Annotated in this window: 13 protein-coding genes; 6 read left to right on the top strand and 7 right to left on the bottom strand. The window is 54.1% G+C overall.

Annotated elements, in window-relative coordinates; translation table 11 throughout:
- Nucleotides 1-89 precede the first annotated feature (89 nt).
- The 6 genes from ABJM21_RS03135 to ABJM21_RS03110 all read right to left on the bottom strand — a co-directional run bounded on the left by ABJM21_RS03135 (nucleotide 90) and on the right by ABJM21_RS03110 (nucleotide 11,564).
- Complete coding sequence (locus ABJM21_RS03135) at nucleotides 90-1,628, bottom strand: tryptophan halogenase family protein (RefSeq protein WP_348302854.1); 1,539 nt, start codon at nucleotides 1,626-1,628, stop codon at nucleotides 90-92.
- An 18-nt stretch (nucleotides 1,629-1,646) separates the two neighbouring features.
- Nucleotides 1,647-3,701 carry a glycoside hydrolase family 97 protein gene (locus ABJM21_RS03130; protein WP_348302855.1) on the bottom strand — a complete coding sequence of 685 codons (2,055 nt, stop codon included), beginning with the start codon at nucleotides 3,699-3,701 and terminating at the stop codon, nucleotides 1,647-1,649.
- Between the two features lie 2 nt (nucleotides 3,702-3,703).
- The gene (locus ABJM21_RS03125) at nucleotides 3,704-5,314 is read right to left on the bottom strand and encodes an alpha-glucosidase (protein WP_348302856.1); all 1,611 of its coding nucleotides are present in this window, start codon (nucleotides 5,312-5,314) and stop codon (nucleotides 3,704-3,706) included.
- Between the two features lie 25 nt (nucleotides 5,315-5,339).
- Nucleotides 5,340-7,217: an alpha-amylase family glycosyl hydrolase gene (locus ABJM21_RS03120; RefSeq protein WP_348302857.1), complete on the bottom strand. Its 1,878-nt coding sequence runs from the start codon at nucleotides 7,215-7,217 to the stop codon at nucleotides 5,340-5,342.
- Nucleotides 7,214-8,731, bottom strand: a complete 1,518-nt coding sequence (locus ABJM21_RS03115; RefSeq protein WP_348302858.1) for a tryptophan halogenase family protein — start codon at nucleotides 8,729-8,731, stop codon at nucleotides 7,214-7,216. Before ABJM21_RS03115 ends, ABJM21_RS03120 begins: the two co-directional genes overlap by 4 nt.
- A gap of 106 nt (nucleotides 8,732-8,837) precedes the next feature.
- Entirely contained in the window at nucleotides 8,838-11,564 is a 2,727-nt protein-coding gene (locus ABJM21_RS03110; protein ID WP_348302859.1) for a TonB-dependent receptor, read from the bottom strand.
- Between the two features lie 295 nt (nucleotides 11,565-11,859).
- Between ABJM21_RS03110 and ABJM21_RS03105 the strand changes: the two genes are divergently transcribed.
- Nucleotides 11,860-12,903, top strand: coding sequence for a LacI family DNA-binding transcriptional regulator (locus tag ABJM21_RS03105; RefSeq protein WP_348302860.1), 1,044 nt, complete (start codon nucleotides 11,860-11,862; stop codon nucleotides 12,901-12,903).
- A 98-nt stretch (nucleotides 12,904-13,001) separates the two neighbouring features.
- Nucleotides 13,002-14,531 (top strand): MFS transporter, encoded by a 1,530-nt coding sequence (locus tag ABJM21_RS03100; RefSeq protein WP_348302861.1) that lies wholly within the window; start codon nucleotides 13,002-13,004, stop codon nucleotides 14,529-14,531.
- A gap of 14 nt (nucleotides 14,532-14,545) precedes the next feature.
- Here the strand turns inward: ABJM21_RS03100 and ABJM21_RS03095 are convergent, their stop codons facing one another.
- Nucleotides 14,546-15,454 carry an aldo/keto reductase gene (locus ABJM21_RS03095; protein ID WP_348302862.1) on the bottom strand — a complete coding sequence of 303 codons (909 nt, stop codon included), beginning with the start codon at nucleotides 15,452-15,454 and terminating at the stop codon, nucleotides 14,546-14,548.
- A 249-nt stretch (nucleotides 15,455-15,703) separates the two neighbouring features.
- Here ABJM21_RS03095 and ABJM21_RS03090 point away from each other — a divergent pair, with 249 nt between their 5' ends.
- The 4 genes from ABJM21_RS03090 (at nucleotide 15,704) to ABJM21_RS03075 (ending at nucleotide 23,346) form a co-directional block, all read left to right on the top strand.
- Nucleotides 15,704-17,452, top strand: a complete 1,749-nt coding sequence (locus tag ABJM21_RS03090; protein WP_348302863.1) for an NAD(P)/FAD-dependent oxidoreductase — start codon at nucleotides 15,704-15,706, stop codon at nucleotides 17,450-17,452.
- A 217-nt stretch (nucleotides 17,453-17,669) separates the two neighbouring features.
- A complete protein-coding gene (locus tag ABJM21_RS03085) occupies nucleotides 17,670-20,801 on the top strand; it encodes an efflux RND transporter permease subunit (protein WP_348302864.1) in 3,132 nt (1,043 codons plus the stop codon).
- Nucleotides 20,798-21,952: an efflux RND transporter periplasmic adaptor subunit gene (locus ABJM21_RS03080; protein WP_348302865.1), complete on the top strand. Its 1,155-nt coding sequence runs from the start codon at nucleotides 20,798-20,800 to the stop codon at nucleotides 21,950-21,952. Before ABJM21_RS03085 ends, ABJM21_RS03080 begins: the two co-directional genes overlap by 4 nt.
- Nucleotides 21,949-23,346: an efflux transporter outer membrane subunit gene (locus tag ABJM21_RS03075; protein ID WP_348302866.1), complete on the top strand. Its 1,398-nt coding sequence runs from the start codon at nucleotides 21,949-21,951 to the stop codon at nucleotides 23,344-23,346. Before ABJM21_RS03080 ends, ABJM21_RS03075 begins: the two co-directional genes overlap by 4 nt.
- The last annotated feature ends 13 nt before the right edge of the window (nucleotides 23,347-23,359 follow it).

Here is a 23,359-nt window from a genome sequence, read left to right as displayed (position 1 = left end):
CCCAAAATGCTGTGCGCTATAGATTTGATTTTCAACGCGCCTAGCATGACATCGCATAGGTGGCATGCTGTAGGAAAGCGCTATCTTCTTTAGATATGCGCTTTGGGAATGGACATCGACAATGCTGAGGCATGGTCCGTGAAATTAAGCGCGCAGCGATCCAGGAAAACACCAATTTCATCCATGTCATGCTTGACAATATCATCACCGGGCGGGCTGATCTTAGTATCATCCGGAAAAGTGCCATAGCCCGCCAAAAGACTGTGCCAGCTAATGGGGCTGTAAAATTTGCTGATGCCGAGGTTCGCGATTTCCGCACTCAGGTCTCCGCCCGTGTACCAGCAGGTCAGTATAGATTTCAAATCATCTGAAAGATTGTGGTTGCCCCGGCTGGCAGCCCAATAATCAATCCCATCGACATCTTCCCGGCGATTCACCTTATAGTGACAGATAATATAATCGCGGATACCTTCGTAACGGGCCGCAATGTCAGCGTTGAAACTATCGCGATGTTGCGGGGTGAACGCACCAGCCTCAAACGATTCGATAAATTGTTCTACCGTTGCCATAACAATATGCAGAGCGGTTGCTTCCAGCGGTTCGAGGAACCCTTGAGACAAACCAATGGCCAGGGCGTTATGTGACCAGCTGTTGCGCACACGGCCCACCCGCATTTTCAGATGCCGCGCTTCGCCCTGATCGTCGACGCCAAGATGCTGGCGCAGTTCAAGTTCTGCCGCCGCTGCATCAATATGGTCAGAGGAATAGACATAGCCATTGCCGGTGCGGGTCGTTAGCGGAATGTCCCACACCCAACCGGCCGAGAGGGCCGTCGCCTTGGTTTGGCTGGGCAAGGGGGCCTGCTCTGCGCGAGCAGTCGGCATGACCACCGCGCTGTCGTTGAACAGATTATCAGAGAAAGACAGAAACGGCTCTTCCAAGGCACCATTGAACAGGACTGCCCGGAAACCGCTGCAATCGAGGAAGAAGTCGCCGGTGATGCGGGAACCATCTTCGGCGATTAACCCGCTGATATCGCCATTTTCGTCGCGTTCGACAGTGTCGATCCTGCCTTCAATATGTCTGACACCAAGATTGCCGGTCGCATGACCAGCCAAAAAGGCGCCAACTTTATGCGCATCGAAATGATAGCCGTAAGTGGGATCAAATGGAAAATTCTGAGGCGCTATGGGCGCTTTGTTTGTCGCCGCCAAAAGAGCGGGTAGAAAGAAACGATCAGGATGGGCCACAACATCCCGTCCGGTCCGTCGTGCTCGTGTATTATAGAAAAACTGCGCGGCGCTGTGGTTGTCCAGCGGGGTCGGAAAAGGATGAAAGTAACTTTCATAGCCCGGGCGATCGGACCAGCCGTGAAAGCCAATACCGTTCTTGTAGGTGGCATCACAGGCAGGCATCCATTCGCTTTCAGCGATGCCAAGCCGGTCAAAAAAGGCTTTCAATTGCGGCGTGGAACCTTCGCCCACACCGATTATGCCGATATCCTTGCTTTCAATCAGCGTGACCTTCGCGCCGCGGTCACCCCATTGGTCTGCCAGCAAGCAGGCCGCCATCCATCCCGCTGTCCCGCCGCCCAATATGACGAAATCTTTGGCTGCGGGATCGGTCATGGCATTCTGATGCTCAGTTTAGCGCGCTGGCGTTAAACGGATGGCAAAGCCGCCGCCTGGTGCGATGCGCAGTGGTAGCTTGACCTTAGCCGTCACCTTGCGGCTTTCGATCGCAATATCATGGCGTGCGGTGGTCCGGTAATCGGCCTTATCGCCATCGCGCCAGATCGTCGCAACATAGTCTGTGCCTTCTGGCAGAAAGGATAAATCGACCGCTATGTCACGCGCCTCTTCATCGGTAACGCCGCCGATATACCAGTCATCGCTCGCTTTGTCCTTGCGTGCGATAACCGCATAATCACCCACTTCGCCCGAGAGTGTTTTTGTCTCGGACCAGTCGACGGGTACTTGTTCGAGGAACGCCAGCTCTTTCGGATATTTGGCCAGATTTTCGGGCAGGTCCGCCGCCATTTGAATGGGCGAATAGACCACCACATAAAGCGCCAACTGCCGCGCCAGCGTTGATTCCAGATCACGACCACCACGCCCTTTGAGCGAGAATACACCCGGCGTATAATCCATCGGGCCGGACAGCATCCGAGTAAAAATCATCGTCGGTACATGATCTGGCCCGTTACCCGGTTCACCCCATGCCTGATATTCCATACCCCGCGCGCCTTCCCGGCTCACCCAATTGGGATAAGTCCGGCGCAAGCCAGTATCCTTGATCGGTTCATGCGGGTTAACGGCGACTTTATGCTTGGCGGCGGTTTCCACGACTTTCATGTGATGGCGGACCATCGCCTGCCCATCATGCCATTCAAAGCGTTCCTCATCGGCACTGTCACCGGGCGCGATAATCCCGCCAGCATCGGCCACATAGCCTGTCTTCACCGCATCAATACCGAGCTTTTCATAAAGCGCCATCGCATCGTCCAGTTGCGCTTCATAAACTTTGATATTGCCGCCGGTCTCATGATGGCCGATCAGTCGCACGCCCTTTTCGCGAGCATAATCACTCAGCCCCTTGATGTCGAAATCAGGATAGGTTTCGGTGAAGGAATAGTCGCGGCCATTGCCAAACCAATTGCCATCCCAACCCTTGTTCCAGCCTTCCACCAGCACGCCGCGGAAACCATGTTTGGCGGCAAAGTCGATATAGCGTTTGGTATTGGCCGTGGTCGCGCCATGTTTTTCACCGGAAGCCCAGCTGGCCGTGTCGAGATGCATTTCCCACCAGACACCGATATATTTAAACGGTTCCACCCAGCTCATATCCCCGAGTTTATTGGGTTCGTTGAGGTTAAGTTCCAGATCGCTGTCATATAATTTTGCCGCATCGTCAGCGATACGGATGGTGCGCCAGGGCGTGTTAAATGCGCCCGCATGGGTGACCCGCGCATCGCGGCTGGAAGGGGCCAAAGTAGAACGAAAACGCCGCCCTTCAATCCGCTTCAACCACATACCGGAATAGTCGACGAGAGCCGCTTCGTGAAAAGACAAATGCGTACCGTCAGCCAGCTTCATGGTGATCGGTGTGTGAGCCGACGAAACACTGTCAATTGAGGTTTCGTGGTAGAGATATTCGTAGCGGTTCCAATCGCCAGCAGGCGTCCACCAGGATTTACCTTCTTGCGCAATCACAAATTCGGTATTTTCGTCGGCAATATTCCATGCCTTGCCGTCGGTCCGTGCGGGAAACTCATAGCGAAATCCGATACCGTCGTTGAACACCCGAAACCGGATGGTCATAGGACGCTTGGTTGTTTCTTTGTCGCCGCCCATGTCGTGAACTTTGACGGCCAGTTCATTATGACGATCCACCACGGTCGTGCGTTCGCCCCAAGGCAGCTCCCACTGGGCATCAACCGTTTTGGTTTCAGCACCATCAAATGCAAAACCCCGTGCCATCGGGATGGCATCGGTGAACTGAAAGCCCATTTGCGACGGCGCAATAATCGCTGCGCCATTCTTTGCCACACCATATTGCACACGGCCTTCGCCATTGATCATCACCGAAACGGTGATTTGGCCGTTAGGAGAGGTCGCGGAGGCAAGATCTTCTGCCAAAGCCGGAGTGGACAGAAACGCTACGATCAACAGCAGGACATTGCGGAGGGGGGTTTTGACCACATTCATTCTCCTTGATTTTTGGACAACATGATGCCGGAATAGGCGGGCAAGTTGCTATTTGTGGCTTCATTCACCGAATGGATCAAAACGCCCTCTTCTGCTTTCCATGTCAGATCAAAAGGGCCCATGTTAAACGCACAGACCAGCGTTTCACCGCCAACTTCGCGTTCAAAGACCAACAGATCACCATCGGCTTGCAGGATGGTCAATCCGCCGGACTGCAAAGCTTCGTGGTTTTTGCGCAACTGGATCAGTGCCCGGGTCAGATTTAGTAGCGATGACGGATCATCAGTCTGCACGTCGACGGCTAACGCATTATGATCAACGGACACAGGTAACCACGGCTGGACTTCCGAAAACCCGCCGTGAAGCGCGCCCGACTGCCATGGCATGGGCGTCCGTGCGCCATCGCGACTGAGCGTCAATGGCCAGTTGGCTATGGCCTCAGGGTCCTGCAGATCATCAAAGGCAATATCGACCTGTGTCAGTCCGAGTTCTTCGCCCTGATAGATGATGATCGTGCCGCGCAGCGCGACCAGCAGCAATATCTTCATCCGGGCGAATGCATCAGCATATTCCGGAGCGACCCAACGTGAAACGGCACGCGGGGCATCGTGATTTTCAAACGCCCAGCTGGGCCAGCCCACGCCCGGAATATCTGGCCATTGCTCGACCGCCTCCCGCACAAGGCGGGGTGTCAAAGCATCGGCGTAGAGAAAGTTAAAACCATAGGCGCTGTTGAGATGGGTGTCATCGGCTGTGAATAATTTCATCTCGCGCTCGGCATCATCGCCGCCAACTTCGGCGACGGTGAAACAGCCTTCATATTCGTTGGTAAGCGCGCGGATGCGCTCGATAAATACCGGAATATCAGGATGCGACTGGTTGTAGAGCCGTTGTTGAAAATCAAACGAGCGCGTGCGTTTCTTGTTCGACTGCTGTGCAGGAGGATTGTCCCGCAATTCCGGATCATGCATCGCAAAATTCAGTGCATCGATGCGAAAGCCATCGACGCCGCGATCAAGCCAAAAGCGGCCGACACCAAGCAACGTATCCTGCAATTGGGCATTATGCCCGTTAAGCTGCGGCTGGCTCGACAGGAAATTGTGCAGATAATATTGCCCGCGCCGGGCATCCCAGGTCCATGCTGGACCGCCAAAGACAGACTGCCAGTTGGATGGGGGTGAGCCATCGGGCTTGGCATCGGCCCAGACATACCAGTCGGCCTTTGCATTATCCTTGCTACTGCGGCTTTCGGCAAACCATGCATGTTGATCGGATGTGTGTGAATAGACTTGATCAATCGTGACGCGCAAATTCAGCTCATGCGCCCGCTTTATAAGAGCATCAAAATCGTCCAGATTGCCAAAGATGGGATCGACATCGCAATAATCGGCAACGTCATAGCCGAAATCCTTCATCGGTGATTTGAAAAAGGGCGATAGCCAGATCGCATCCACGCCAAGTTTGGCGACATAATCGAGATGTGCCGTAACACCAGCGAGATCGCCAATGCCATCGCCATTGCTATCGGCAAAGCTGCGCGGATAGATTTGATAAATGGTCGCGCCCTTCCACCAGGGGGTGGAGGTTTCGGGATCAATTTCAGTCATCTTCTTCAGTTTCTGGAGCACGTGTTCACTTCTTGTCCTGGGGAGCGGCTTGGCATATTGCATAACCAAGCGGAGGGAGGTTGATGGAAACCGATCCGGGCGCGGAAACGGCGGCTGGGCATTGTTCGATCAAGGTCAAAAAGCTGATCGAGTTGATGCCGACTTCGACATTTTGGTTGATCGGCTGATTAGTCATATTGAGCATGACGAAGGTTTCGGTTCCGTTATCATCTCCGCGGGTAAAGGCGAGCAGACCGGGCTTCTCGTTGCTGGCGCGGAGCTTGGTTCGGCCGTAGCGCAATTGCGGCGTCTGTTTCCTTATCTCGCTAAGCTGGGCAATTAACCGATACAGCGGATGCTGATCATCGAAATTGGCGACAGCAGTGGTTGCATCAGTGCCGATCAAACGGTTGTCATTATAACTGGCGACTTGACTGGGGAACATGTCCTCACGCGCCGCCTGATCTCCGCCGTCGCCAACAAAACCCTGTTCATCGCCGGAATAGATTGTGGGTACACCGCGTGTGGTCATCAGCAGCACATGAGCCAGCGAAATGCGCGCCAGCCGCTCCTCTTCGCTGGCATCGGGATAAGCTTTATCGAGCATATGCGCTATCCGGCCCATATCGTGATTGCCAAGGAAGGTTGGCAGTTGGCGAGCCGTAGCTTCGCCGCCCGCATAGAGGACATCTCCATCAATCAGCTTGCCAAAAAGATGGGTTCCCGCTTTGCCCGTCAGCATATCGTGCGCCGCTACCTGAAAGGCGAAATCCAGCACCGTTGGCAGCTCGTCGCGCTTGGTAAACTGGGCGAGAAAACCGGGATCGACTTCATGGGCATAGACTTCGCCAAATATATGAAAATTGGGGATGCCCTTGGCTTTAGCCCGTTCCATCATTGCGGGCGTGAAACGGGTCCAGAATTCGGGGTTCACATGTTTGGCGGTATCAATGCGAAAGCCATCAATGCCGTACTTGTCGATCCAGTTACCGAATATTGCGATAAACCCGTCTATTACGCGCGGGTTTTCCGTCATCAGATCATCAAGGCCGACAAAATCACCATAGCGCGATGATTCCCCTTCAAATGTCGTATCACCGCGATTGTGATACCAGATCGGATCGTTGAGCCACGCGGGGACCTTGATATTTTCTTCGCCTGCTGGCGTTACCGGTGTGTAAGCATAGGCCGGATCAGTCAGCTTGGCGAAGTTTTCAGCCGTCATCACTGTATCGCCTGCAAATCCCTCATTGATCACAGCACCCTCCACACCGCCTTTGCGAAGATAGGGATAATCGGCCTTGCTGCGATAAGTGCATTCCTTCTGGCCTTCGCACTCTTTGGGGTAGAGGACATCCGCCGTGTGATTGGCAATAATGTCCATATAGACTTTCATCCCCCGCGCATGGGCGGCGTCAACAAAAGCGCGGAACTCGTCATTGGTACCGAAATGCGGATCGACCTGGGTAAAGTCGGTCACCCAATAGCCATGATAGCCGGCGCTTTCGTTGCCAGGCGTACCCTGAACAGGCTTGTTCTTGAAGATCGGTGCAAACCAAATGGCCGTGACGCCAAGCCCCTGAATATAATCCAGCTTTTCGGTCAGTCCTTTCAGATCACCGCCATGATAAAAGCCTTTATGCGTTGGATCATAGCCGGATTTCAATCGTCCGCCTTCGATCCCTGCCGCATCATTTTGCGGATCACCATTTTCAAAGCGATCCGGCAGCACGAAATAGATAACTTCATCTTCGGGTAGACGAGTTCTGACATCGTCCAGCGCGACGGCAGTTTCGCCTGTGCCATAGACTGGGGTATCTTGCGCCTCAGCCTGTCCGCAACCGCTCAAAAGCGATACCGAAAGGGCGAGACCAGCAGCCAAGGAAATTTTTGTCTTCATCATGCTACGATCCTGTTGGTTGGGGAGGATATCTGTTCAGCGGCGCAGTGGTGCGCGATATAGTCACCATGATCCGGCATACGCGACGCGACGGTCGTGGCATGTTGTCCGGCGAGCTTCAGAAACTCACCCAAATCTTTCTCGCTGAGCTGATCGGCGAGCGGATGATAGCCTTCAGGCATGATCCCTTGTCCGATCAGAACTTGCAGCCAGCCGGCTTCGGTAAACAATTCCTCATGCTCTCTTATGATCCGGCCATTGGCCTCGAAAAGCGCGATTTTGTGGGCAAGGCTATCGGGAATTTCGGCGTCGCGGACCGCCTGCCAAAATGGTTCGCTCCGGCCATTGGCGTGATAATGCAAGACTAGGAAATCGCGAATACGCTCCCATTCAAAATCAGTCTGGCGGTTATACTCCGCTATTTCCGCCTCAGCGAGATGATCGCCGGGAAGCAATTGTAACAGCCGGGCAATGGCGGATTGGATGAGATGGATGCTGGTCGATTCCAACGGCTCCATAAAGCCTGCGGACAGGCCAAGTGCCACACAGTTTTTTACCCAGGCACGCTTGCGTTTACCGGTAGTGAACTGCAATTGCCGTGGGTCGCCCAAAGCAGCGCCGTCCAAATTTTCGAGCAGGATCGAGGTGGCCTCATCATCCGAAATGTGGGCGCTGCTATAAACGTGCCCGTTCCCGGTGCGATGCTGGAGCGGAATGCGCCATTGCCAACCCGCCTTGCGTGCCGATGATTTTGTATAGGGCGTCAACGGCTCAGATGCTTCGCAAGGCACTGCAACTGCTCGATCACAAGGCAACCAATGACGCCAGTCGTCATAGCCCGCGTTTAAGGCTCCTTCGATCAGAAGACCGCGAAAGCCCGAACAATCGATGAAAAAATCCCCTTCGATCGCCTGTCCGGATTCCAGACGCAGTGATTGGATAGAACCATTTTCGGGATTTTGCGCAACCTCAGCAATTAGGCCTTCGATACGTTTGACACCGTTCGCCTCGGCATATTGCCGCAGAAACTTTGCATAAAGCCCGGCGTCAAAATGATAGGCATAAGCCACACCGCTCGGAAGCTGGCCCGGCTGTTCCTCGACGCGGGCAAACCGGTTTTGATCGGCGGCAACAGCGCAAGGGCTTGCGGCCCATAGATCATTGACCATGCCGCCTTTCAGGGCGCGCAGCCAATAGTGATGATAGCCGACAAGTCCGAGCTGCCGGCCCATATTGCCAAAGGCATGAATATAGCTCTGGCCGTCGCCGCCCCATCCATCAAACTGGATACCAAGTTTGAAACTGCCTTGGGTCGCGGCGACAAAAGCGTTTTCATCAATACCAAGGCCTTGATTGAAAAGCCGGATTTGCGGGATGGTCGCTTCACCGACACCGATCGTCCCGATAGCATCGGATTCTACCAACGTAATGTTGGCCTGTTTGCCAAGGAAGCGGCTGAGCGCTGCCGCTGCCATCCAGCCAGCGGTCCCGCCGCCGGCAATGACAAAATTCTGCATTGCCGCCTCCCTCATCCAGTTGTTACACCGCTATGCCAACTGCCGGATCCATTCACAACGCCCGTTCAAGCTTGGGCATTATCAACCGATCCGGCCATCGACATTATCAGAATTTGAACGACGCACCGATAAGGAAACGGCGGCCATAAATCTGATGATCGATAACTTTCAAACGCGTACCGTCACCGTCAATCGATGCAAAACGTTCATCGGTCAGGTTCTGTGCCTGCAGATAAAAGGACAGGCCTTCCAGTGCGCTACCTTCCTGGAAGTCATAGCCGATTTGAGCATCGATAATGGTTTCCGGCAAAGCCAGCCGGCGGGTCAAGTTACCACCAAAGCCACTGAAATCTGCTAAAAACCTCGACCGATAACGTGCGCTCGCACGAGCATTAAAGCCCCATTTTTCGAAGAAAATCGTGCCATTAGCCGTCCATTTGGAATAGCCGGGGATATCATCAATATCCCCATTGGCGTCTTCGACCTTGCTTTCTGTATAGCCGACACCGCCAGTCACACCAAAGCCGTCCAGTGCCTCAGTTATATTATTGAACGGCAGAGTAATCGCCAGTTCACCGCCATAAAAATCACCACCGCCAGTATTAACTGCCCGCTCAAGCAAGCCGATAGGTGTGTCGATTGGGAGGTTTTGCGGGAGCGGCAGGCCGGTAAAATCAAATGGCTGCTTGCTGCGATCAATATAGCTGACAATATCTTTGTAGAAGAGTTGCAAAGAAATCACCGCCGACTGACCAAAATATTTTTCAAAGTTCAGATCAATCCCATTCGCACGATAGGGCCTTAGAAAAGGATTGCCGCCTGATCCATCGAGAAACACGCCGGCAGGATCCGTTTCATTGCGACCATATTCCAGCGAAACCTTCATATCATCAATCCGTGGTCGCTGAACCTGACGCGCAGCGGCAAAGCGGATGATGAAGTCGCTGTCGAAACGAAGCGAGAGGTTCAAACTGGGAAGGACGTCCCAATAGCTGTCACCCAATGTGCGGTCAGAACGCACACCATCGGCAAAAGTCGGTCCGCTTGATTCCTGATCGGTATTGATCGCCTGCACCCCGAAATTACCGGTCAGTGTGGCGTTGCTAAATTCCTGCTCGATATCCGCCTGCAGATACATGGTCAGTATATCTTCACTAACTGAATATGCTTTGGCGAAAACATCCGGCACATTATTGGGCTCGAGTACCAATACGCCATCGTCAATCAACTGGCGGGCATCATAGCTCACAATGGGTCCAAGGCCGAGATAGTCCAGATTGGTTGGTCGCAGCAGCGCATCCTGGGGAATGGCAGTCTGTAAAGCACCACCAGCAAGACGTACCAGAGACTCGTCCGGTGTCAGGCTCTTGTCGCGATCCGTATAGTTGAGGCCGAATTTGACCGCTTTGATGAAACCGCCATCAAATTCCTTTTCCACACCCACACGATATTGCTTGAGCTCGTCTTCGACGATGCGATTGTTGTAATAACCAGCCTGCGGAACCACGCCGCCGCCCCAACCCAAAGGATCGGTTAAGAAGATCGCGCTGGGATCGCTATAATCCAGGGACGGATTAAATGTCGTACCCGTACGGCCAGATTCAACGCCGATGGTTGCCGAGGCACCATTGCCCGTATCATCTCCGTTGAAACCGGTGCCCGAATAGCTTTCGATACTCAGTTCATTGCGATCGGTTTTGGAATAGCCAATATCGATAAAGGCTTTCCAACCGTCATCGCCTTCATAGGTCGCGTTGTAGCCGAAAGAATAGAGATCGGCCTTGCGTTGAAAAATATCGTTGCGAATAACGCCGCGGACATTTTCAAATGTAGCGGCTGTCGCAAAACCATCCGTAACCGTGGCTGTGCTGGGGTCACCGGTTGTTCCAAATCCACCGCCAAAGGCGAGAGGCAATTCGATACCACGCTTTGATTGGTCATCGTTGAAATTCGAATAAAAGCCGTCAAACGTCATCATGACGGTGTCAGATGGTTTATACTGCAAGGTACCGTTGATACCGAAGCGTTTCAATTCCGTCGACGTTACGAATGATTTCGAGCCACCAATTACAAATGGTGCAGCCGCAGATCCATCGCCTGCATAGCCCCAGGCGTTAAATTCCTGCAGCTGATAAGGCTCGTCGACATAGGCGGCGGCGATTGCGATACCGATGGTATCATCGGCAAACTGGTCGACATAAGTGCCGTTTACCCGGTAGCCATATTTTGATGACCCCGCGTTCAGAGCACCAAGGTCAGCATATGTTCCGCGCGCACCAACCGCAATGACCCGCTCGCGATATTCCAGCGGGCGGATCGTGCGAACATCGATCGTGCCTGCAAGACCTTGACCGACCAGTGATGCGTTGGGGGATTTATAGACAACAACCTGACTAACCACTTCGGAAGGATATTGGTCAAATTCAACCGCACGGTTATCGCCGGTGGAGGTTTGTTCCCGGCCATTAAGCAATGTTTGCGAGAAGTCTGGGCCGAGACCACGAACAGCAATCACATTAGCACGACCGTTAAGGCGCTGCGATGTCAGACCAGGCAGGCGAGCAATGGATTCACCAATGGATGCGTCCGGCAGTTTGCCGATGTCTTCAGCATTGATCGATTCCAGAATTTGGTCACTCTGCTTCTTCTCGTTGACCGCACTTTCAAGGCTGGCGCGAAAACCGGTAACGACGATAACGTTCTTGTCTTCATCGACTTCGGCTTCCTGTGCGAACGCCGCTGTGCTTCCACCCGCGATTACAAGCGACAAACCGAGCGCAACTCGGCTAGCCTGAACAAGATAGCCTTTCCTACTGATTGGTGATTTCTTCATCTTCACTCCCCTAACCGAGCGCCCGATTCGTGCCGGAAACGCCCATAAATTCAATCTGATATCGTCACGATCTCCGCAAATATCGTGCGTCAAACTCGGGCCCTTATGATCGGAAATTGCGCGCTGCATAGTTCACATACGTATGCACATATCTTGAGGAGGAACGCATTGTAACAAAATGGCAACAAAGCTTTGGCGGCTCTGATCTTTGCAATATGGGGATAATGTCCTAAGCTATTTCAGAACATCAAAAACCATGCCGGCAGCCGCCTCGGCATGCCAGGAGAGACAGCGCATGGGTAGCGCGCCATCACGCAAACCGACGTCATTTGACATCGCCTATCTGGCTGGCGTTTCACAGCCAACCGTTTCGCGCGCGCTCCGCAATAGTCCGTCGGTCAGTGCGGCCACGCGTGAGAAAATTCAGCAGATCGCAAAAGAGCTTAACTACAAGGTCGACAAAAACGCATCCTCTCTACGGTCCCAGCAGAGCAACACCCTTGCGCTTTTATTCTTCGAAGACCCCACACCGGATGACAGCCAAATCAATCCCTTTTTCCTCTCTATGCTCGGATCAATCACCCGGCAATGTGCGCGGCGGGGCTATGATCTGTTGATTTCTTTCCAGCAGCTTTCCGGTGATTGGCACACGGACTATCAGGACAGTCACCGCGCCGACGGTATCATTCTTCTCGGTTATGGCGACTATGAAGATTATCGCGACCGGCTGACCCATCTTGTTGATCAAGGGACTCATTTTGTCCGTTGGGGCCTTGCCGGAACCGACGAGCCCGGTCTGACATTGGGTTCAGACAATCGTGCCGGAGGGAGAAAAGCCGTCCAGCATTTGTTGGAGAAAGGCTGTCAGAATATCGCCTTTATCGGAACCGCGTCGAGCCACGCACCCGAATTTGAGGCACGCTGGCTCGGATATTGTGACGCGCTCACGGAAGCGGGCATTGCCATTGATCCCGCATTGCAACGAGATGGTATTAGCAGCGAGGAAAGCGGCGGCGAAGCAGTGCAATCCATGATCGCCAGTGGTCAGAAATTCGATGCCATTTTCGCCGCTTCTGACCTGATCGCCATTGGTGCGATGCGGGCCGTGCAGGACGCGGGCCTCAAAATTCCAGATGATGTCGCGGTGGTCGGCTTTGACGATATTCCAGCATCCAGCATGACCGCTCCGCCGCTGACAACCGTGACTCAGGATTTAAAAGCGGCTGGAGAAGCGTTGGTAACGGCGCTCCTGCAACAAATTTCCGGAGAAAAGGTGGAATCTTTCGCCCTTCCCGTCGAGCTAATGGTACGCGATTCCTCTGCAGGTCCGAAGGCATAAAGCATACGTATACAACAGCTGCCGCATTGTACGGCGGCCCACAATTTGCCACCAACAACCGACGACGCCACATCATAGCGGCGCTTGGGGAGAGAATTATGGCGGAGAAACCGCGGCAGGGCTTTTGGGGCCTGTGGAATATCAGCTTCGGCTTTTTCGGCATTCAAATCGGCTTTGCGCTGCAAAATGCGAATATGAGCCGGATCTTTCAATCCCTTGGCGCAGAACTCGATAATCTCTCGGTCCTGTGGATCGCAGCCCCGCTTACCGGATTGCTCGTGCAACCGATTGTCGGTCATCTCAGCGATAAAACCTGGCTTGGTAAACTCGGCAGACGGCGTCCTTATTTTCTGGCTGGAGCGATATTGGCCTCCATCGCTTTGCTGGTCATGCCTCAATCCACGGCCTTGTGGTTCGCTGTCGCCATGCTGTGGATACTCGATGCTTCGATCAACATCTCGATGGAACCCTTTCGCGCTTTTGTCGGAGATATGCTGCGAAAGGATCAACATAGCGCAGGCTATGCGGTTCAAACTGCTTTTATTGGCGCGGGCGCTGTGGTCGGATCCATATTCCCCTGGGTGCTGGAGCAGTTCAATATTTCCAACGTTTCCCCAGATGGTGGCATACCGGATACGGTACGCTATGCCTTCTGGTTCGGCGGGATCATGTTCCTAGTGTCGGTGCTGTGGACGGTGTTCATGACCGAGGAATATAGCCCGGAGGAAATGGCCGCATTTGACGGGGTCGCCAGTGATGAAGAAGCCACCCACACCGTGCGTGCGCTAGCGGCAAAAACCTTCACGTCCAGCATTGTCTGGATTGTCACGGGAATTGCCGTCATCCTGACTGTCATCCAATTTGATCTGGAAAAAGAAGTCTATTTGCTGGGCGCCTTGCTCGCTGGCTATGGTATCGCCAGTATCATCGCGATCATTCTAGCGCGCGGCGGAAGCTCGAACAATATGCTCAGCAGTATCGTTGGCGATTTCGCTGGCATGCCCGATCTGATGAAGCGACTAGCGCTGGTACAATTTTTCAGCTGGTCGGCCCTGTTCATCATGTGGATCAACACAACGCCGGTTGTGGCGCAATATGTGTTTGAATCCGCCGACCCGCAAAGCGCGGGATATCAGGAAGCTGGCAATTGGGTTGGCGTTTTGTTCACAGTATATAACGGCGTTGCAGCATTGGCGGCACTCTCCCTCCTCCCCTGGCTTGCGGGCCGCATCGGCAAGGCCAAGACCCATATGATCTGCCTGCTTTGCGGGGCCGCGGGCTACGCGAGTTTCTTCATCCTGCGTGACAAAAACCTGCTGCTGATCAGCGAGATTGGTATCGGCATCGCATGGGCATCCATCCTCGCCATGCCCTATGCCATATTGGCGTCGAGCCTGCCGCAGAGAAAGCTTGGTATCTATATGGGATTGTTCAACATTTTCATCGTCGTACCGCAACTTTTGGTAGCGACGGTCATGGGTTCAATCATGAAAGCGTTTTTTCCGACCGAACCGATCTGGACCATGGCTTTTGCTGCCGCAGTATTGGTGATAGCCGCCCTGGCCATGCTGCGGGTTGATGCTGTCCTTCCGAAGGAGTCCGCACGCAAGGCGAAGACCGCAGGTTAATTAAGGCAGGTTAATCAGGGCAGCGGCACGCCGCGCGCAGCGACGAGCACCGCATACCAATCCTGCCTGTTCCACTGCACCGTCATCGCGTCCATTGCGTCGGCAATACGGTCGGCGCGCTGCGATCCGATAATCGGAATTGGGCGCGAAGGATGAGCCATGATCCAGCTGTAGGCAGTGGCCGTCCGGCTGATCCCAAATATCTCAGCGATCCGGTCCAGTTCCTTGACCACGGCATGAGCACGCTCATCATCCGGTGATGCAATCCTGCCGCCGGCCAGCGGGGACCAGGCCATCGGCACCATATCCATCATCATCGCCTGATCCAGTTCACCATTTTCGATCGTGTCGATGCGCAGGGCCGAAATTTCCGGCTGCGTCGTCACAATCGGCTGGTCCAGAAAATGGTTCAGCGCGGCAATCTGGCTTTGGGTGAAATTGGACACGCCAATATGCTGTATCTTCCCCGACTGCACCGCTTTTTCAAGCGTTCGAGCCACTTCCTGAGGATGGCTCAAAATATCGGGCCGGTGTATTTGCCAAAGCTCGATATTATCAACGCCGAGACGGGACAAAGTCACGTCAATCGCTTGCTCCAAATAGGCAGCGCTACTGTCATAGGGCAACGGCGGCATGATACCGCCCTTGCTTGCCAATATCATTCGGTCGCGCAGCCCCTTATCCTTCGCCAGCACTTCCCCAAGCAACGCTTCTGCATCACCAAAACCATCGGCACCGTTAAAACCATAGATATCGGCCGTATCGAACAGGGTTATGCCGCAATCCAGCACGGCATGGATCAACTGTGTGGCTTCAGAAACATCACGCCCGGCAAACCGCCACATGCCCCATGCCAAGGATGTTACCTCGATACCGGATTGCCCAAGCTGGCGAGTGGGAGAAATTTTTGGGAGGTTGCTCATGATCATTCTATTCTTTGTTTTGCGATGACAATATTTTGGAAGGGGAATCCGCCTGTGATCAGTCCCAGCCATAGCTCTCTAATCTCACTATTCAAACTAAGGAAGGACAATGTCCGCTTTGGCTGTAAGAACCTCTCACTATAGGCATTTATAAGGGTAGCGAATATCGCTTGCATGACTTTAAAGACATTAAGTCCATCAGCGGTTTGTTCGAATAACATGAAGCCGCTTCCCTAAGAGCGAGGCAAAATGGCAGACCAAAACGCTAACAGCATAAGTGTCCAAAAATGGGCGGAAATATTTGCAGCAGCTTTGGAAAAGCAGGATGCCGCGAGCGCGAGCGCTCTGTTTGCGGAAGCCGGGGCATGGCGTGATGTCCTGGCCTTTACCTGGACTATCAAGACTTTTGAAGGACGCAACGATATCAATGATCTGCTTGTTGCAAAATTGGCAGATACCGAACCAAGAAACTGGACGGTAGAAGCCGAACCAGATGCCTATGAAGGTTGGCTCCATTTCCAAACCAGATTTGGTTCGTGCAAAGGATATGTGCGGCTTCAAAACGGGCAGGCTTTGACACTCTTCACCGCGCTTCAAGACTTGCATGGTCACGAAGCACCGATCGGCAAGCGCCGAGCCTCCGGGCTTTATGACGATGATGACACGCGCAATTGGCTGGATCGCCGACAAGAAGAACAAGCATCGCTTGGGCAAGACCAACAACCTTATGTGCTCGTCGTCGGCGGCGGACAGGGTGGATTGGCTCTGGCCGCACGGCTGAAGGTCAATGGCATTCCGACGTTGATTGTGGATCGTCACGACCGCTCCGGCGACCAGTGGCGGTCACGCTACAAATCCCTGACATTGCATGATCCGGTTTGGTATGATCACATGCCCTATATTCCGTTCCCTGAAAATTGGCCGATCTACACGCCGAAAGACAAGCTTGGTGATTTTCTGGAAGCCTATGCCAAAATCATGGACCTGAATATCTGGAATGGAACCGAATTCACGGCAGCGTCCTATGATGATGCGCAGAAAAACTGGAATGTCACTGTTGAACGAGACGGTGAACCCATGAACTTGCGTCCGACCCATATCGTCATGGCCGTCGGCAATGCCGGTTTTCCCCGCAAACCCGATTTCCAAGGCGCTTCTGATTTCGTAGGTGAGCAATATCATTCTAGCGAATATACCAGCGGTGAAGAATTTTTTGGGAAACGGGTGGTCGTCATTGGCGCCAATAACAGCGCGCATGACATTTGTGCCGATCTTGTCAGCCATGGCGTGAAACCAACCATGATACAGCGATCATCGACGCTGGTATTGCGTGGATCAACGAACAGCAAGATGGCGCGTCCGCTTTATTCTGAAGAAGCTGTGGAACAGGGGTTAACGACCGAACGAGCAGACTTCCTCAACGCCTCTATGCCGATGCGGATGAGCGAGCAGCTACAAAAACAAATCTGGGCACAAGTTGCGGAATCCGATGCAGATTTCTATGCATCACTCACAAAAGCAGGTTTCAAGCTTGATTTTGGCGAGGATGGCACTGGCCTGTTTATGAAATATCTCCGAACCGCTTCGGGATATTATATCGATGTCGGCGCAGCAGCAATGGTTGCCGATGGCAGGATCGCATTGAAATCCGGTGTCGGCGTTGACCGGCTTACAGAAACATCTCTGATCATGGGTGATGGATCCGAAATTCCCGCTGATGTCATTATATATGCCACCGGTTTTGGATCGATGGAACAATGGGTCGAGCGCCTGATATCCCCCGAAGTGGCTGACAAGATCGGCCCCTGTTGGGGATATGGATCAGGCACGGCCGGCGATCCCGGACCATGGGAGGGCGAGATTCGCAATATGTGGAAACCAACCGCGCAGGCAGGTCTCTGGTTTCACGGCGGCAATTTGCAGCAGTCGCGTTTTTACTCGCGCTATTTGGCTCTTCAGTTAAAGGCCCGGTTCGAAAATCTGAATATCACAGGCTGAAATTACAGGGCTTTTTCATCAAAAGCAGATATATACCGGTCTGAATAAATCAATGCCGTTAATCGAAACGACCACAACCTTGGTCGAAATCACCTGAGCAAGTTTCGTTTGTTACGATAATCCATCTTTTCAAGTTGCTTGAAGCATATTGGAGCCGGGAGGGTATCTACATGCGGCAGTCAAAGACTGAATCAGAATCTTGCATTGGTGACTGGCGATGAGCCTCACCAACATTGCCCTGAAATACCCTGCAGCTATTGCGGCGGCTTTAGCTTTGATTGCGCTAATCGGTATCATCTCGGCCTTCAGTACGCCGATCCAACTCTTCCCCAACATCGAGCGTCCCAGCCTGTCGGTGCAAGCGGGTTGGCGGGCAGCTAGTCCGAAAGAAATAGAGTCAGAAATAACTATCCCGATTGAGGATGAACTGCGCGGGCTTCCAGGCCTGACCAGTGTGCAATCCTGGTCCAACAATGGCAATGTCTGGCTCAATCTGGAATTTGCACTCGGCACCAATATGGACAAGGCCTTTGCCCAAGTGTCCAGCCGCGTCCAGCGCGTGCGCAACTGGCCACTGGATGCCGATCGACCCTCCGTAGGCGGTGCCAATGGCGATCAGGGTGAGTCGCTCATATATCTGTTTCTTCAGGCTTTACCCGACAGCAATCTGGACTCTGAAGCGCTAGCAACCTTTGCCCGCGATACCATTGCACCTGAACTGGAATCCGTCGAAGGCGTTCAAGGCGTCAGTGTGGAAGCCCCCACCGGTGAACGGATATTACGCATCCGCTTCGATCCATGGCGACTGGCCCAGCTTAATCTCACAATAGAGCAGCTATCCAGTGCGGTTGGGCGGTTTCAGGATATCGGCGGCGGTACGGTCGATGTCGGGCGGCGCGGTTATGCTCTTCGCTTTGAGGGTAATTTCTCTGCCGATCAGATAGGTGATCTGACCGTTGCCCAGCGCGGGTCCACCGTTATCCGGATGCGCGATGTCGCCGACATTAACGTCGGTCCCGACAAGGCATTTGGTGTGACCTATCAGAACGGCAATCCCGCCATCGGTATGCGTGTCGTGCGCCAACCGGGGAGCAATACGCTCGATGCAATTAATGGCGTTCTTTCGACCATAGAAACGTTCAACGACAATGAACTGGCCAGCATGGGCGCAAGGATCGAGAAAAGTTTTGATCCTTCCGTCTTTATTAAACGCGCCCTATCTTTCCTGAGCGGAAATTTGTTGCTTGGTACTTTGCTGGCTGTAGGTCTGCTCTGGCTTTTCGTTCGGCGCTGGCGCGCAACATTCATCATCGCTGCGACTGTACCAGTCTGTCTGTTGGCGACGCTTGCCGTCATTGGCATGACCGGGCGTACGATCAACGTGATCTCGCTCGCCGGTTTGGCTTTCGCTACTGGCATGGTGCTGGATGCGGCCATTGTCGTGATGGAAAATTTCGTCCGCTTGCGCAATCATGGTCGATCACCAGGTGAAGCCGCCATTGAAGCAGTATCGCAGGTCTGGCCCGCTCTATTTGCATCGACCGCCACCACAGTCGCCATCTTCATCCCGATCATGTTTATCGAGGATGTCGAGGGTCAGCTATTTGCCGACCTTGCACTGACCATTGCCATTTCCGTTGTCGCTAGCCTGATTGTAGCGGTAACATTGCTCCCAGCTGCGGCCCGTCACTATGGCCAAGTTGATATGGAAGATAATGAGCGTCGCTGGGATGGCTATGCTGACCGCATATTTGCTTTGATTGACAACAACAAAAAACGGAAGATCTGGATCCCTTCGCTGATCCTAGCGCCTTTGGTTATTTCCTACTTCCTCTGGCCGCAAACGGACTACCTGCCCGACGTGAAGCGTGATGCAGTGGATGCGTGGGTCGGACTACCATCCGGTGCGACGCTGGAATCGGCGCGGACCGAAATTGCCGAAGAAGTCGTCGAGCGGCTTGATCCCTATCTGAAGGGCGATAAGCAGCCTGAGCTGCTCAACTATTATCTGTTCGTCAATCCATGGGGCATCAACACTGGCATCCGGATCAAGGATCAGTCCCGCATTGATGAGATGACCGGCATCGTGAATGGCGAGATATTGGCCGGATTCCCTGATGTTCAGGCTTTTGCCCAACAGGGCAGTCTGTTCGGTAATTTCGGTGGCAACGGCTCGATTGAACTGTATCTCCAGTCCGAAAATGATGAGGACTTACGCGAAGCAGCATTGGTGGCAACGGACAGCATTCAGGCCGCCCTGCCCGGCGGCATGGTACGACCTAATCCCGATCCCAATGTTGTTGTTCCTGAACTTCGCCTCACGCCCAATGACCGGCGTATCGCGGAACTTGGCATGACCCGCGATCAGGTTGGACGCGCCGTCCGTGCATTGGGTGATGGTTTATATTTGGGCGAATATGTTTCTGACGGTGAACGGATGCGAGTCATCATGCGCGGCTCGGAAGCTGCTGATCCGGAAGCTATTGAAAGTGCTCCTTTAGTCACTCCTAATGCTGGCACTGTGCCACTGGGTGAAGTCGCGACATTGCTGCGCGGTGTTGGCCCGACACAGATTAGCCATGTCGACGGACGCAAAACGGTTACCCTCAACATAAGCCCACCGCCTGGCATGGCTTTGGGTGAAGCGTTGGAGATTATCGAGACAACTGCAGAACCTGCCATCCGGGATGCGCTGCAAACCAGCGGTACGTTGCGCTATGGCGGCGATGCTGATGCGCTGATCAAGGCGATCAAATCGCTGAGTACCAACTTCATTCTGGCTGCCGCTTTATTGTTTGTGATCATGGCCTCTGTATTCCGGTCTGCACGTGATGCAGCGCTGGTGATTATCGCTCTACCACTGGCAACTGTTGGCGGGGTGATTGCGATCCAGATTCTCAACCTGTTCAAACCGACCCCGCTCGACCTATTGGGGATGATCGGCTTTGTTATCCTGCTCGGAATTGTTGTGAACAATGCGATCTTGCTTATGGCGCAAGCACGCGAAAGCGAACGCGAAGGCATGGATCGATCAGAAGCGGCACGTACGGCACTGCGTTTGCGACTGCGGCCGATTTTGATGACGACGGGAACGTCGGTCATGGGCATGCTTCCGCTTGCCCTGGTGCCCGGACCGGGCAGCGCGATATATCGCGGCCTGGCCGTCATCATCGTCGGAGGCGTGCTGGTTTCGACAATTTTCACTCTGGTCTTGCTACCTGCGCTGATCCAGTTGGGATCAGCAAAGAAAGACAAACCGACCGAGCCCGATAGCCCTGACAAACCCAAAAAATCACCTGAACCCGAACCTAATTTTGGTGGTGGATTAATGCCGGAGCCAGCTGAATGAGTTTTGCATTCCCCCAAACGATCCGCGATAATCTGCGCTGGATATTAATCGGCGGCGCGTTGCTGATCGTCACGCTCGCCTATTTTATATTCTTTGCACCTGATGCGGCGGAAGGTCAGGGCGGTGCCGGTCAGGGAGGGCCGCCGCCCGCCATTGTCACACTCGCGAAAATTGAGAAACTGGCGCTAACCCCGAACTTCACTGCACCGGGCGATATTGTTGCCAATCGCGATTCTGTTGTTGCAGCCGAGGTAGCCGGGCGGATACAAACCACGCTCAATATCGGCGCTCGGGTCCGTCGCGGCACGGTCATCGCGGTGATTGATGATCGAACAGCTCGACTCGATAGAGATCAGGCACGAGCAGAGGTTGCGCGCTTGCAATCAGACCTCACTTACCAAAACCGGCTTGTGGGAAGATTGCAGCAATTGCTCAAAGAAGAAGCAGAATCCGAAGCGTCTTTGGACGAAGCCATTTCCACCCGCGATCAAACCCGCGCTCGCCTTGCCGCAGCAAAAGTTGCACTGGAAACAGCACAAGTTGATCTTGCACGCACTCGCATCCGGGCACCTTTTGCCGGCCAGATGGTGGAACGCCGGATTGAAGTAGGAGAATATGCAACGCCCGGCCGGGAAATTGGCAGGATTGTTGGCAGAGAAGGTTCCGAAGCGCGGGTCCGCGTGCCCATCGCGGTCGCCGGGTCCCTGTCGACTGGACAAGAGGTCACAATCCTCGCCAATGGAGAACGGCGTTCCTCCCGTGTACGGACGGTCATTGAAGCTGGAGACGAGGTGAGCCGGACGGTTGAAGTTCGTGCGCCAATGGGATCGCATAATCTCAAAATGGGGAGCGCCATTTCGATTACCGTACCAACCGGGGTCGAGCGCGATGTTTTGACCGCGCCGCGTGATGCTCTGGTGCTGCGTGACAGCGGTATTTTTATCTATGTCGTCAATCCTAAAGACAAAACCGCCAAGCGCATCGATGTGCAAGTTGGAGAGCCCGCCGGTGACCGGGTAGCCGTATCGGGACAAATAGCTGCCGGTGACATGATCGTGGTGCGCGGCGGAGAACGGCTGCGTGACGGCCAGAATGTGACTTGGGATGATGGCAAGAAATCCGATGCGAAGCCAAAGCAGTCCGCGGGATGACGGCCATGAATATGCGTGCACTGCCAATATTATTACTAATTTCATTGTCGGCATGCTCAATCCGTGGCGGTCCGGATCTGGACCTTGCCGCTGTTCCAGCCGCGCCAGACGGCTGGGCATCGCGACCCGATCTACCGCTGACTAATGCTGATGATCAGCAGCCTGTGACCGCCACCAATGGCTGGGTAAAACGATTTGGTGATGAGGATCTGGAAAGCGCCATCCAAGAAGCCTTTGCCAATAATCGAAATTTGCAATCGGTCTTGGCCCAGCTGCGCGCTTCACGAGCCGCTAGACTTGTGGCCCGGGCAGATCTTTTCCCGCGCGTAGACTTCAACGGAACGGCCACCGATGCCGAAAATGCCGCAACTGTCTATGATGGTTCTCTTGAGGCCAGCTGGGAGGCGGATATCTGGGGCCGCAATCTTTCCCTTGCACGTGCCGGCAGTGCGGAAGCCAGAGCCGCTGCGGCTGACTTTGCTGCCGCTCGTCAAGCATTGGCTGCGGCGGTTGCGCAAGGCTGGTATGATCGCAGCGCGGCTCGCATTTCTCTGGACTTGGCAACCAGCGATCTGGAACGGCGTAAGGACACATTACGGATTACCAATGCCCGCTTTCGTGCGGGGCTTGCCTCGCGTCTGGATGTTCGGCTAGCGCAGGTCGCGACTTCCAACAGCGAAGACCGGCTGGAAACGGCTTTGCGCACGGCCCGAAACGCAGCCCGTGCGCTGGAGGTTTTAATCGGGCGTTATCCATCCGGCGATGCAGCCGGTGCCAATGACCTTGTCATGCCCCAACCGCTGCCGAACATTACTGCCCCTGTGTCGGTTCTGGCAGGGCGACCCGATTTGATTGCCGCCGAAGCACGGGTCGATGCTGCAGGTCTGCGTGCGGTTGATGCTCGTCATGCGATGTTTCCGCAATTGACCCTTCGCTTTGATGCCACAACCCGCAGCGGAAATTTTGGCGATCTGTTTGATCCCGGCACTTATATCAACGCGATATCTGCCGGCCTGTTGCAGCCGCTTTTCAGAGGCGGTGCATTGCTGGCCGAAGCAGACCGGCAGGGCGAGCTCGCGAAATCAGCACTGTTTGACTATGCGCAATCTACCCTAACAGCTTTTCAAGAAGTTGAGGACCGACTGGACGCCGAGGCGACGCTGGAACGGCAAGTCGCCTCCGCCGCCACTGCCGCCGAAGAAGCTAGTGCCGCAGTAGATTTAACCCGTAGCCGCTATATCAATGGCCGCTCCACGATCTTTAATCTATTGGACGCGCAAACAACGGCCATCGCATCGGAGACGCGGGCGATTGAGACCCGGCGGGCACAGATCGAAAATCGTATCAACCTTCACCTTGCGCTAGGCGACGAACCGTTCCCCGCCGGAAGCTGATCCACCGCCATCC

The organism is Parasphingorhabdus sp. (genome assembly GCF_039977335.1).
Lineage (GTDB): Bacteria > Pseudomonadota > Alphaproteobacteria > Sphingomonadales > Sphingomonadaceae > Parasphingorhabdus.
This window is presented reverse-complemented; position numbering and strand designations above follow the sequence as displayed.